We start from the raw sequence: 13351 nt of genomic DNA on the forward strand, positions 1-13351 counted from the left end.
CATTTGACCATCGCTTGGGATCTCTTGTCCTCGCTTCCTCAAGTGCCTGCTGACGTCTAGATAAAATGCCCCTATTTTGATTTAATGGATAATTTTAAGGGGTGACAACAATCCTGACACAGAGGAAGATTGTGGAGGTCGATCTTCATGGGTGTGTCATAAACTGACAAGTTAAGCTATTTCCGCATCAGAAAACGAGCGGAGGGTCAAATTTTTTTTCGATAGTACTCCCGGAAAGCTGACCATGCAAGTTATATTCCTATTTATTTAATCCGTTAAAAACGGGGCGATATTCGGTGATCCCCTTAAACAAATTATCAAGCCACCCATGATAAAAACAAAGCTTTTTTATCATAGAGATAGTCAGGGTTAGGATTGACAACCTCACAGCAACAGCATGATTTAATTTGAATTATTATAATAAGCAGATTGGTTTGATACGATCATGATAAATAACAGCCATAAAATATATGGCTGCGCTATCCCTTACTCTATCCCTTCTCTTCTACCACAGATCACACGGAAAAAATGAGACAAAGATTAATATCTCTAAAAGCTCTAGCACTTATCTTACTCCGTGGCCCTGCGTGTTCTCCGTGGTAAATCGTTTTTGCTTTAACTAAGGCAAAGAGCATTCTCACCACTGAGCGCTTCTACTTAAACAAAAGAGCTTGGCGATGCCCTGTCTTTCTCTTATTTTAGACATTAAAAAGCCGCTCCCAAATGAGAGCGGCTTTTTGTCAGATTAACAGCTTACTTGTTTAAGCCTCTTCGGTTTAGCAGGGCTTCTGTTGTTGGCTCTTGACCCCTAAAGGCTTTATAAGCATCCATTGGTGCGACGGTATTACCGACCTCACGAATAGTTTTTCTAAACTTCATGCCTATTTCACGGTTTAAGCCGCCTTGAGTTTGCACGTAAGCAAAGGCATCGGCCGCCAAAATTTCACTCCACATGTAAGCGTAGTAACTGGCTGAATAGCCACCAGGGAACGCGTGAGCAAAGTAAGTTGATTTATACCTTGGCGGCACAGCTGATAGGTCTACACCGTGCTTTTTCAGTGCTGCCGCTTCAAAGCTGGCGACGTCTTGCAGTGGAGCATCGGCTTTGAGTGAGTGCCACTCTAAATCGAGCAGGGCTGCAGACATATATTCAAGCGTATCGAAGCCTTGGTTAAAGCTACGGGATTTAAGCAGTTTATTAAGTAGCTCTTCAGGAATGGGTTCACCTGTTTCATAGTGCTTGGCGTAGTTAGCTAACACTGCAGGATGCGCCGCCCAATCCTCTTCGAAGGTAGATGGAAACTCAACAAAATCCCGTGAGACTGAGGTGCCAGAAAGCGTTGGGTAAGTCACCTTAGAGAACATACCGTGTGTACCGTGACCCATCTCGTGGAACATGGTGGTCACTTCATCGTAGCTAACAAAGGTCGGCTCGCCCGCGGGCGCCTTTTTGATGTTCATCACGTTGACCACAACAGGCTTGCTGTTTAGCAGCTCAGCTTGGCCAACAAATGAACTCATCCAAGCCCCGCCGCGTTTACCTTCTCGGGCAAAGTGGTCGGCGTAGAAAATAGCTAAACTCGTGCCATCTTCATCAAACAGCTCATAGGCTTTAACGTCGGGATGGTATACCGGCAAGTCTGGACGCGGTGTAAAACTCACACCATAGAGGGCGTTAAGGGTGAAGAAAACACCGTCTTTTAATACGCGATCAAACTCAAAATAGGGGCGAGTTGCGCTAGCGTCTAGGTCATACTTATCTTTACGAACAAGTTCGGCATAGTAAGCCCAGTCCCATGGTGCTAGTTCAAAATCACCGCCGGTACTGTTTATCATCGCTTGGATGTCGGCAGCTTCTTTATTGGTATTGGCAACAACGGCTGGCACCATAGACCCGAACATCTGGTACACAGCTTCAGGCGTTTTGGCCATCTGAGGTGCAAGGCGATAATCTGCCCAGCTGTCAAATCCAAGTAGTTCTGCGCGCTCGGCTCGAAGTTTGGCTAAACGGGCAACAATAGAGGCGGTTTCGTTTTCGCCCTCAAGACCACGATTAGCGGAGGCTTGCCATATTTGCTGGCGTAGCTCGCGATTATCTAACTGCTTCAGCACAGGTTGGCGTGTAGTGTTAGTGATATTGAGTTGATACTTACTTTCCTGGCCATTGGCTTTTGCATCCGCAGCGGCGGCGCGAATAGCGCTATCAGATAAACCGCTAAGCTGTGCTTTACTATCTACAACAATAGCGATCTCTTTGGTCAGTCTCATTAAACGCTGAGCAAATTCATTGGTGAGTGTGGACTGCTCTTCGTTTAGCCCGCGGATCTGTTTTTTCTGACTATCGCTGAGCTTAGCCCCAGCGCGAACAAAACGCTGATAATAAACCTCGACTAAGCGATTAGCTTCTGCTGATAAGTTAAGATCGGCGCGGGTGTTATAAATATTCTCGACCCGGGAAAATAACGCTGGGTTTAGATTGATATTGTCTGAATGCGCTGCCATTTTTGGCGCCATCTCACCCTGTACTTTACGCAGTGTTGGGTTGCTGTTTGAGCTTGTGAGGTTATAAAAAATCTTAGAAGTCCGGTTTAACAGCTCACCACTTTTTTCCATCGCAACGATGGTATTTTCAAATGTTACCGCATCTGGATTATTGGCTATCGCAAGGATCTCTTGGTAATGCTCGGTGATCCCAAGTTCAAGTGCTGGCGCGAAATGCTCGTCTTTAATCAAGCTAAAATCGGGCGCTTGATATTGCAAGGTACTTGCCTGTAAGAAAGGATTTTGGGCTTGAACCATAGTCGCTACCGTTGAATCATTTTTAATGGTTGAACAAGCGCTTAACGCGAGCGTTGCTGTAATAGCAATAGCGATGAGTGTTTTATGCATCAGGTAATAGTTCCTTTATTATATACCCAAATCACTTAAAAATGATCGCTTCAGAGCTGCCGTAGGATATCAAACAAGGCTGTGATTGAGAGGGTGCTTGCTCCCTTTTTAATATCACTAACACAGTACTGTTAATACCTTGAACATTGTCACTTCTCAACAGGCTTAACGCTGCACTTTTAGGTCGTTTGGGTAAAATATTTTTTTATTAGTCTTAACAAGTGACACTAACAATTGTTTGTTAACTGCTCCTTAAAAAGGGCGCTAATTACTCTTCTGAATAGTGTCTTTCTTGTTGGTTATGCGAGCTTTGGTTTTAACCTTAAACATAGCTTTCCATACTAAGTGTAACCAGAGCGTGAATAATTAATTTTGTGCTATATCATGCTGATATAAGATTATTTAAAATAGGCGTTAACTCGCTAGTACATCGCTATTTTATAGACTGTTACGCTAGTTTGAAGATAGCAACTAAGAGATCTACCCTAGAGTTATGTTACAAGCTGGGCACCAATCGGTACCGGACTTAATGACTTCCATATCCTGAAGATGCCCCTATAAAAACAAAATTAATATACAAATAAAAAAAACAGGTTAATTATAAAACTGAAATATTAATGTTATCTTTTCTTTATATCTGGGGATTATCTGCAGAGGCTTATAACTCAAACAACAAGTCAGTTCGAATGATGTATTTCACCCCTGAAGTGATCGGTACCGAGCTGTGTATGCAATGCAAAGGGTGCATGCCGTGGGGGAAACACAATACGCTACCCGCTGGAGTTCGAATATCAACGTTAGCCATCTGGTCACCAGCTTTAGCAGGCTGAGTCGGATCATCTGCATTGACGATGAAACGCGTCGCTCCCCCTTCAAAGTCATCACTTAAGAGAATGAGAAATGTCATTTGGCTATAACGGTCAGGGTAAGCATTAGCAATCAATTCATCGTTAATGATCCGGCTTCCAGGCCAAGCACCATCTGAGTGTGGCTTGAAATAATCATCGGCGCTATATCGATAAAATCGAAAACGTGAAGTGATTTGTGACCGACATATCGCGGTCACCTATGAGATCACCGATTTTGGTCGAACGGCATTGGATATTTTAGAAAAGCTCAAAGACTGGACTGAAGAGAACAATATTTAACAAAAACTTCTAATGTGGTCAGCCGTTTTTTACTCACCCAGCAAACAAGTAACCGCTTCTGCTAGCCACATAAAGGCCGGTCCCCTCGCCTTTTGTTTTGCCATCACGCGATCAATCGGTACTCGCCATGGCTTATGATCAAAGCTTAAATTCATTCGCACCATCTCACCTTGATGCTCATATCGCTCCGCCATATGTACTGGAATATAACTCCACCCCAGCCCTTCTTTTACCATAGTATTAACTGCATTAAAGCTGTTTCCCCACCAGATATGTGAAGAGATGTGAGGGCAGTGCGCCAATTCCTGACCTCCCATGCCACGGATCAACAATTGACGATGTGGGATTAAATCCGCAGCAGTGACTATGTCCATTTTTGCCAGTGGATGCTCTGGACTCACGACGCCATTGAACGGCAAGCTACCGACGTAACATAAATCCACTTCTTTGGGAAAATCACCACTTGCAAACATTAGGCCTAAATCGGCTCGCCCCGTGTGCACTAGCGTTAACACATCAGGTGTTGAAACTGCGCAGAGCTCTATGTTGGTAGCAGGAAAAAGTGTCGCGAAATCATTTAAAATGCTAATTATAATCGGCAATAATGCATCGTCCACCGCCATTTTAATCTGTGTTTCATGGGATGAGTTTAGCGCGCTGGTCACTGAGTCAAGCTCGTATGTTTGTTGCAAAATAGCTTGAGCAAACGGTAATAATCGCTCTCCATGGGGGGTTAGTGACGGTTTACGGCTGCAGCGATCAAATAGCGTCGTATTAAGCTCAATTTCGAGGTTGGCGATCCCCTGACTCACCGCCGACTGCACTTTTCCCAGCTTGCGAGCGCATGCCGAAAATGACCCTGATTGAGCAGTTACGACGAACATCCTCAGTTGTTCCAAATTATACATATCACTTTTCCTGATAGTAACTAACTATCTTCTTCCGCTATTAATGATGATTATAGCAATCAAGAACGATTGAACAACATAAATGAGATTTAGCATGAACACGAAAGAACGTATTTTCCACAGCGTATTATTTGAAGCCATTGCCTTAATATTTGTTATCACTGCCGCCACCATCTTTACCGATGCTGGCGCACAGTCAGCCACAGGTTTAGCTATCGGTCTATCAGTCATTGCGATGTGTTGGAACTACGTTTACAACCTAGGTTTTGACCGTATATTTGGATATAACCGCATTGAGCGATCATTTAAAATGCGCATAAGCCATGGGCTCGGGTTTGAGTGCGGCATGATTGTAGCAACACTCCCCTTAATGATGTGGGTGCTACAGCTAGACTTCTGGACCGTATTTATCATGGACATAGGAGTTGTCATTTTCTTCCTAGTCTACGCGATTGTTTACAATTGGTGTTATGACATCATCCGTCAGCGTATTTTAGTTAACAAATCCGCAGTTAACAGCGCTAATGCAAGATCGTGAGTGCAAAAATTATTCAGTCATTTTTATTGTTTGTTATGCTTAATTCAGGGTTCAAAAAATGGAATGTCAGAGCCGTGATAAAGGAGGAGATAAACTGACTGAGTAGGTATATTGATGGCTAACTTACAAATTAAGCAAAAAATGACACTTGGATTGCTAGTCCCGTTAATGCTGCTGATTAGCATCTGTTTTTTAGCGATTAACATGATGGGAAAAATCGAAGCGGGTGTCATCAGTATATATAACGACAGAGTGGTTCCCCTAGAAGACCTTAAAATTATTGGAGATGACTACGCAGTTTCGGTTATCGATGCGGTCAACAAAGCCAATGCCGGTATGTTTAGCGCCGCTGAAGCGAGTCGGGCAATGACAGAGTCCAGCCGAAATATCAGCGAGAAGTGGGATGGTTACATGGCTACGACCTTGACCGACGAAGAGTCTAGGTTAACTAAGGAAGCCAATCGATTATTCAGTCCAGCAAATCAAAAAATCTCTCAACTTGTTAATAAACTCAATAGCATGCAGGGGTCACCTGTAGGCCAACTGAATGATGATATTGCACCTCTCTATGACGTGATTGATCCTATCAGTGGAAAAATTTCTGAACTGGTCGCCCTGCAGTTACGAGTCGCGGGTGAAGAGAAAGACAGAGTTGAAGAAATTTACTCATCGTCTATGACTATTTTTATCATCTTGACGCTGACTGCCATAGTGGCAAGTATTTTGATTGGACTCTGGGTTGCTCGGGCTGTAATGCGTCCCATAGATAGTATTGTCAGCACTCTCAACACAGTTCGGGTCGATTCTGATTTAACCGTGACATTTAAGACCTTTAATGACGATGAACTCGGGCAGATATCGACCAATCTGACATTAGTGATAGAGCATCTACGTGGCATTCTAAATTCTATCGCGCAGGCCGCTAACACTGTGGGTGACTCAACCGTAAAGTTGAGTGAGTTTACTGAGCAAACTAATGACAGAATGCATCAACAGCAATCGGAGACAGAGCAGACAGCTACGGCGATGAATCAGATGACAGCAACGGTGGCCGAAGTGGCTCAGAGCGCCACCAATGCCGCCGATTCTGCAAGAGATGCTGAAGCTAATGCAACAAAGGGAAATGATATTGTTCAACAATCGGTTGCCAGCATGACTCTACTCTCTAAACAGATAGAGAAAACTTCCGAGGTGATTACTAACTTGGCTAGTGAGAGTCACAATATTGGCAGCGTTTTAGATGTGATCAAAGGGATCGCCGAGCAGACCAATTTATTAGCGTTAAATGCAGCCATTGAGGCGGCTAGAGCAGGTGAGCAGGGACGCGGCTTTGCCGTTGTGGCAGATGAAGTAAGGACTCTGGCACAACGAACCCAAGAGTCGACTCAAGAGATAGAATCGATGATAGATAGCTTACAAAAAGGGGTTAATGAAGCTGTAGGCGCCATGAAAGTCGGGACTGATCAGGTTTATGATGCAAATGAGAAAGCGCACATGGCAGGAGAGGCCCTTAATGAGATAGTGCTTTCGGTAGATAATATCAGCAACATGAATACTCAGATCGCCACCGCTGCCGAAGAGCAAAGCAGTGTAGCCGAAGACATAAACCGCAGCATTATCGCCATCAGCGATATCGCGCAGACCTCCACCATGGCAGCTCAAGAACTGACAACATCAGTAACCGAGCTAAGCAGCCTGTCGGAAGGTATGCGTGAGCAGGTGAGTCAGTTTAAACTCTAATACCAATTAGTATAAACTTGCTCCAATTCGCGATCAAACAGAGAGAGCTTTATGCTTCTCTCTGTTTCAACTGTCATCTGCCTGACAGCGTTAATTCGATCATTCCATCAGGCCTAGTTACATGATGACGAATTAAATAGGTTCATGTTCTTTAATAAAATCAACAAAGAAGGATTTTAACGCTTGTTTGTTTTCATCATCTAATGATTGACCGTCTTTGTCAGAGACAAGAAATACATTGTCGACTTGTTCACCCACTGTGGTTATTTTTGCCGAGTGAATATTGAGTTCAAATTGCCTGAAACCGTTACAGAAGTGGCTCATAAATTGTGGGTTATCGAGTGCGGTAACACTGATAAGCGTTCTATCCTTTTTACGAGAGTGCAAGAATTCGACTTTGGGCTCACAGATAAATGAACCTATGTTGCTATTACGGCGTTGTTTCGGCACCTTTCTGTTCTCAAACAGTACCTGTTTCAGCCTCTGCTTGATACGCTCACGTCGCCCAGCGGTTCTTATTGGGTGCTGATCATAATCGAGTATTTTTAAAGACTCCACCACATAACCATCTTTCGTTCTGGAGATATTCGCTTGTTGAACAGAGATCTGTAATGAGGCTAAGGTATTAAATAGTGTCACAAACAAACCGGGCTTATCCTTCATGTAGACGAAGAGATCACTGCTGCCTTTAGTGCTGCTTTCATCGAGTAAAATAAGTGCACGTTCTGTCGGATGCTGTGTCATAGCTTGGGAGTAGCGAGCTATTTCACTGGGTTGAGCATTACTAAAAAATGATAGCGGTAAGCGTTTCCACAGCTGTTTAATCACATCAGGTGTTTCACTCATTCCCATCAGCTCTAGCGCTTCATTTTTGTGTTCTCGAACGATAGTTCGCTGCTCAAGCACGTTCTCTAAACCGTTACGCAATGCATAACTGATCGACAAATAAAGGTCTCGAAGTAACGTTGCCTTCCAGTTGGTCCACAGATCATCATTAGTCGCCTTAATGTCGGCAACCGTTAAACAGTAGAGCGCGTCGAGTCTGGCTTTAGTCCCTATCGCTTTAGCAAGGTTTTTAACTTCCGAAGGGTCATAGATATCTAACCGTTGGCAGGATAAAGATAGCAGTAGATGATTTTGGACTAACCAGGCAATCACCTTAGCTTGTGAAGGTTTTAGCTCATGAAACTTAGAAAATTGTAGCGCATCGACGGCCCCTAATTCACTGTGATCGCCGCCGCGTCCTTTGCCTAAGTCATGGAACAAGGCGGCTAACAATAACACCTCTTTATTTTCTATCGATCTATAAACTGCGCTAGGTTGTGCAAGCGAGGGGGCTTCGGGTTTGTTATTGAGTGAATATAAGTTTTTAAGTAACTTATGTGTATGTTCGTCAACGGGGTAAACATGGTAAAGATCGAATTGCATCTGACCCACAATTTCGCGCCATTGTGGAAGATAGGACGCTAATATCCCATGCTTGTGCATTAATGATAACGCGAGCCCCATCCCTTGAGGATGACGAAATAGCGAGATGAATTCTTTACGACAGCTATGAAAGTCTTGCAGATCCCCCAGTAATCGTCGTCTAACCTGACGGATTAACCGAATCGTTTGCGGGGTAATACCATCAATATCCTTGGCGTTTTCAGCGATATGGATAAACAAAGCGATGAGCTGCTTACGATCAACAAATACATCATCGTGACGCGCATTGATCAGTCGTCCATTTATTTCGAAGTGCTGATTTAACGGGGTAGATTTTTTGTCTGTTTGTACTAAGATTTCATCTTTAAAGTACTGCAATAGCATTTGATTAAGTTCACTGATCCGCCTCATCGCTCGATACAACTGACGCATCATTTTTTCGATAGCAAGGTGGCTGTTGTCACCAAAGCCCATCAGCCTAGCAACATCACTTTGCAAAGAGATAAGTAATCGATTTTCAGAGCGACCCGCAGCGACGTGTAATGCCCAACGAGCACGCCAGATAAAGTGTTGTGACTCTAATAGTTCTGTATATTCGTCGCCAGTAAAGAAGCCAAATCGTCTTAAAGCCGCCATATCTTCAGCTGCAAAATACTTACGGGTTACCCAGATAAGAGTTTGAATATCGCGCATACCGCCAGGACTATTCTTTAGATTTGGCTCTAGACTAAAAGCACTGCCTTGCGCCTTTAGATGGCGTTCATCTTGCTCACTGAATTTGGCTTTAAAAAATGCTTCGCTGCTCCAGACATCATCGCCATAGAGTCTGTCTAAGACCTGGTTAGCGTGAGACTCAGGTCCCGTTAAATGACGAATTTCAAATAGTGAAGTCGCAATGGTTATGTCTTCTTTACACGCCTTATCAATTTCATTCAATGCACGAACACTATGGCCGAGTTCAAGACCTATATCCCATAGTTGGGTAAAGAAAAGGCCGATCTGCGTGGTTTGATGGGTACTAAGCGCTTCGGGAAATAACACACAAATATCAATATCTGAGTGCAGGTGTAAGGTTTGACGGCCATAGCCGCCTATGGCATTGAGAGATAAATTTTCGTCAGCGAGGCCTGCACATTGCCAGAGGTGGAGAAGCAAGATATCAAAAAAATCAGCGCGCAACTTTACTATTTCGTCGATAGCAACATGGGTAAAGTTTTTATTAAAGTAGTTGTCAGCATCTTGGATTACTTTTTTATAATCAGTAATGCTCATTTCGGGACTGAGTTGAGGTGATATATCAGAGTCTGACATGTTTCTCCTGTACCTGTTGCAGTGAGTAAAATTAAGCTCTATTAACTTTATTTATACTTATTAAACTGCGCTGCAATGGCCTTTAAGTGAGCAAATAGGGTAGATGATCTCAATGTGAATTACAAACCGATAACAGCCTTGTTGACATCTCGTCACTAGAATTCCCCTTAAAATAACAGCAAAAGCAAAGGTTCTAGGTGTAGCCGTTCATGAAAAGGTGAATAGAAAGGTGCCTTACAAGACACCTGTTGAGATCTAGAGTGAAATGAGTGGTGCACAGCGAGTATGAATACGACTAGGCTGTAAGTTAATCCAGAAATGTTGAACTACAGCTTATCTGAAATAGCATTCAGTTTCGCAAGCTAAAATTTGTAATCTAATGTCAGATAGACTTGCTGACTATTGTCGATACTAATACCTTGACGTTCATAGTCTTGATCTAAATAGCGGTAGCCTAAATCAGACGAGAAATGCTCACTCCATTTGTACTGTACACCCGCTTGCCCACCCCAAACAACATCGGTAGAAGCCCGACCTGCTATCTTGTTATCATTCGCCCCGGCCGTGACACCAACAAATAGGTTCACATCTTTATGCACTGGGATTAAATAATCGTAAGAGACTAACCAGCTATATTGCTCTTGCTTATAATCTGAGCCAGCTTGCGAAAACTTATCTTCCATGTAACCAAAAGTGCCTGTGATACGGTGTTGCTGTTCTATCAATACACCCACTCGACCCTGCCATGACATATCTTCGGTATCATGTTGCAAGCTACCATCGACTTTATCCATTTGATAACCGGCTGCAGCGCCGACGAAATATTCCACTTCAGCAGCATTGACACTCGCTACCAGTAAACCTGAGCATAATACACTTGCTAATATCGTCTTAGTTTTCATTATAAACCTCACTCATTGCTTGAGAAATCGAGAATTTTGTTAGTGTCACCATCGACGCTGAGAGTAGATTACCGATAAGTTCCCATCTGAAAAAGTGCCTGAAGCCAACCAGTTTGTATTCTTTTTCATGACAATTAATCTATTGCATTAGAGTCATCGACATGAATACCGTACAAATACAGCAGTCACTCCTTGAGGAGTAGATACATAAAAACAACTAAAGATCACATTTTCGAGACAATCAACCTAAGAAAGAAACATCTAACACTGAAGCTGATGCCCCTCCTGCCAGGTGGATTGCTGTAACCTGCAATTCATTTGGATGAAATGAGAAAAGTTTGCTCTGGCTCCTCTTATTTTTAAACTTCATGATGCTATAGTGATTGCAGTTTCATAATAATGAATTTCAACTATCTTGAACAAACCGATTTCAGGGGTTATCTATGCTAAATGAGAATCATGCGCTTATTTTCGACTTCCCAGAATATAAACAAGACATTGTTTATTTGAATTATAAAGATGAAGAGTTCAAAACCTTATCCAAACAATATCACCTGTTAGACTATGATATTCGTCAACTCGAAGTCGTCGGCAGCCCAACCGATGATGAGCATATGCATCAGCTAAAATTACAACGTGCCAATTTAAAAGACGTATTATTCCAGAAGTTAAAAGCTCACCATGACTAGATAAGATGACCAATATTGGGGGTGTTCCAGAGTCAGCTTTGCGCGAGTCGCGGACTTGGGTTAGTTGAATACTGCATCCCGATGATGACATCGCCATATAGGTAGTGAAATCGTCATTCCGATATTCTTCCATTCCATCATCCCGGTGTGCTTTAGACCGGGAGCTATTCCTTTTGTTCCGAATTCCGTCATCCCGGTATGCTTTTAGGCCGGGATCTATTCCTTTTGTTCCGAATTCCGTCACCCCGGTATGCTTTTAGGCCGGGATCTATTCCTTTTGTTCCGAATTCCGTCATCCCGGTATGCTTTTAGGCCGGGATCTATTCTCTTATGCCGTAAGAAAGGCTGGGCTGCCTTATCTTTATTTTAATTATGTGAACTCTGCACCTATATTTCAGCGCACACTTGTACGCATAATATGTCATTAGCAATATTGATTAACGTATGACAACTGGAGTTTGAGATGAAAAGTAGTGACAGCCCACTCTCGCAGTATAAAGAGTCGCAATGTACACAGTGCAGCCAAAAGATCGCCTTAAATGTACTTACCTGCCCCCAATGTCATATCGCTCAAGGTCTGGAAGCGCTCGCTGGAGTCGATCCATATATTCACATTAAAAACCAAAAACTCGCCATATGGTTCAGCTTTGTACTCGGTGGATTAGGCCTACATAAGTTCTATTTAGGTCAATACGGAATGGGCAGTTTGTATTTAGGATTTAGCTGGACTCTAGTGCCTATGATTATTGGCTGGGTCGATGCGGTCCGCACCATGAGAATGAGTCCATTTAATTTTGAGCAACGTTATTGCCGTAGAGTGACTCACTGCTTTTAAAAAAGCATAACTAAGCCATCCATAGTGATTACTTCCCTAAGAGTAAGCTTTATTCAACCTAGAAGTGAGCAGTCCATTTATGGCAATGGCTCATTTAAGATGGCTAGTCAGGTTTTATAGCTTTAGACTTTCTTTTTTTAGCTCTTTCCTCTCCTGCTCTTCTCTCTGCAACATGATCATCCCTTCGGTGATAGCCATAACGGCTTTAGATTTAAACTCTCGCATATATAGGGTGTAAACAACCAGTAGGCTGGAAATAATGAAGAGTAGCGGATGGAAGAACCAGCTTAGTACAGCCATTGAAAAATAATAGCCACGCAAGCCATAGTTGTAGGCATGCGCTGCTTGATCTTGGACTATCGCCATCTGAGTTGCATAGTTTTTCATATGATCACTACTCTCATACTCTCGCAGCGGAGTAGCGCCAAGCATCACGTTGAGGAAGCCATATTGGCGCATCGACCAAGTGAACTGAAAAAAGGCCATCACGAAGATAAAGGTAAGCAGGCTTAACTTTATCTGAATCAAGGCATCGGTGGGCGTAGCCGTGAAAGGAATAGAGGCGATCACCGCCTCCAATCGACCAACCTGTGCAAAGAGTGTCAACACGCCAGCGAGTATTAGCATAGAAGTTGAGGCAAAAAAGGTAATATTTCGCTCTAGGTTTGCCAATAGTGCAGCCTCACCCACCCGCATCTCATGGCGCATCAGTTCATTCATCCAGTGAATTCGGTGCTGATGCAGACAACGGGCGATGCAGTTAGTGTTTTTTGCTTTTCGCTTGGCGAAATAGGTATAACCAATCCAACACACGACGAAACAGATAAATGCAATGAGATCTAATACTGGACTTGTCAACATAACGACTCCCTCAAGCTCTTTAGTAATATCACCACCGCCTCGATTAAGAAAAAAGACAGGCATACCTTGTCTAATCTAAACCTTTTACGCTTGATTTAAATG

At 43.2% G+C, this 13351-nt stretch carries 9 protein-coding genes and 2 pseudogenes; 5 read left to right on the plus strand and 6 right to left on the minus strand.

Annotated elements, in window-relative coordinates; genetic code table 11:
- Positions 1-753 precede the first annotated feature (753 nt).
- Positions 754-2889 (minus strand): M3 family metallopeptidase, encoded by a 2136-nt coding sequence (locus FM038_RS20470; protein WP_142871431.1) that lies wholly within the window; start codon positions 2887-2889, stop codon positions 754-756.
- Positions 2890-3547: 658 nt separating this feature from the next.
- Positions 3548-3931 (minus strand): annotated as a pseudogene (locus tag FM038_RS20475) (2OG-Fe(II) oxygenase family protein); the annotation flags it as partial.
- On the opposite strand from FM038_RS20475, the pseudogene FM038_RS20480 reads away from it, so the two are divergent.
- Positions 3921-4037 (plus strand): annotated as a pseudogene (locus FM038_RS20480) (winged helix-turn-helix transcriptional regulator); the annotation flags it as partial. The pseudogenes FM038_RS20475 and FM038_RS20480 sit on opposite strands and share 11 nt — an antisense overlap.
- Before the next feature lie 29 nt (positions 4038-4066).
- Here FM038_RS20480 and FM038_RS20485 read toward each other — a convergent pair.
- On the minus strand, positions 4067-4945 hold the full coding sequence (locus tag FM038_RS20485) for a LysR family transcriptional regulator (protein ID WP_142871430.1): 879 nt from the start codon (positions 4943-4945) through the stop codon (positions 4067-4069).
- A gap of 94 nt (positions 4946-5039) precedes the next feature.
- Between FM038_RS20485 and FM038_RS20490 the strand changes: the two genes are divergently transcribed.
- Positions 5040-5483, plus strand: coding sequence for a PACE efflux transporter (locus FM038_RS20490; RefSeq protein ID WP_142871429.1), 444 nt, complete (start codon positions 5040-5042; stop codon positions 5481-5483).
- A gap of 114 nt (positions 5484-5597) precedes the next feature.
- On the plus strand, positions 5598-7223 hold the full coding sequence (locus tag FM038_RS20495; RefSeq protein WP_142871428.1) for a methyl-accepting chemotaxis protein: 1626 nt from the start codon (positions 5598-5600) through the stop codon (positions 7221-7223).
- Positions 7224-7355: 132 nt separating this feature from the next.
- Here the strand turns inward: FM038_RS20495 and glnD are convergent, their stop codons facing one another.
- Together glnD and FM038_RS20505 are read right to left on the minus strand one after the other, a co-directional pair.
- Positions 7356-9962, minus strand: a complete 2607-nt coding sequence (gene glnD, locus FM038_RS20500) for a [protein-PII] uridylyltransferase (RefSeq protein WP_142871427.1) — start codon at positions 9960-9962, stop codon at positions 7356-7358.
- A gap of 362 nt (positions 9963-10324) precedes the next feature.
- A complete protein-coding gene (locus tag FM038_RS20505; protein WP_142871426.1) occupies positions 10325-10864 on the minus strand; it encodes an outer membrane beta-barrel protein in 540 nt (179 codons plus the stop codon).
- A 443-nt stretch (positions 10865-11307) separates the two neighbouring features.
- On the opposite strand from FM038_RS20505, the gene FM038_RS20510 reads away from it, so the two are divergent.
- Positions 11308-11553, plus strand: coding sequence for an HP1242/YdcH family protein (locus FM038_RS20510; protein ID WP_142871425.1), 246 nt, complete (start codon positions 11308-11310; stop codon positions 11551-11553).
- Between the two features lie 463 nt (positions 11554-12016).
- Positions 12017-12388: a TM2 domain-containing protein gene (locus tag FM038_RS20515; protein WP_142871424.1), complete on the plus strand. Its 372-nt coding sequence runs from the start codon at positions 12017-12019 to the stop codon at positions 12386-12388.
- A gap of 114 nt (positions 12389-12502) precedes the next feature.
- On the opposite strand, the gene FM038_RS20520 is transcribed toward FM038_RS20515, so the two are convergent.
- A complete protein-coding gene (locus FM038_RS20520) occupies positions 12503-13246 on the minus strand; it encodes a DUF599 domain-containing protein (protein ID WP_185965730.1) in 744 nt (247 codons plus the stop codon).
- Positions 13247-13351: the final 105 nt, after the last annotated feature.

This window comes from Shewanella eurypsychrophilus (genome assembly GCF_007004545.3).
Taxonomy (GTDB): domain Bacteria; phylum Pseudomonadota; class Gammaproteobacteria; order Enterobacterales; family Shewanellaceae; genus Shewanella; species Shewanella eurypsychrophilus.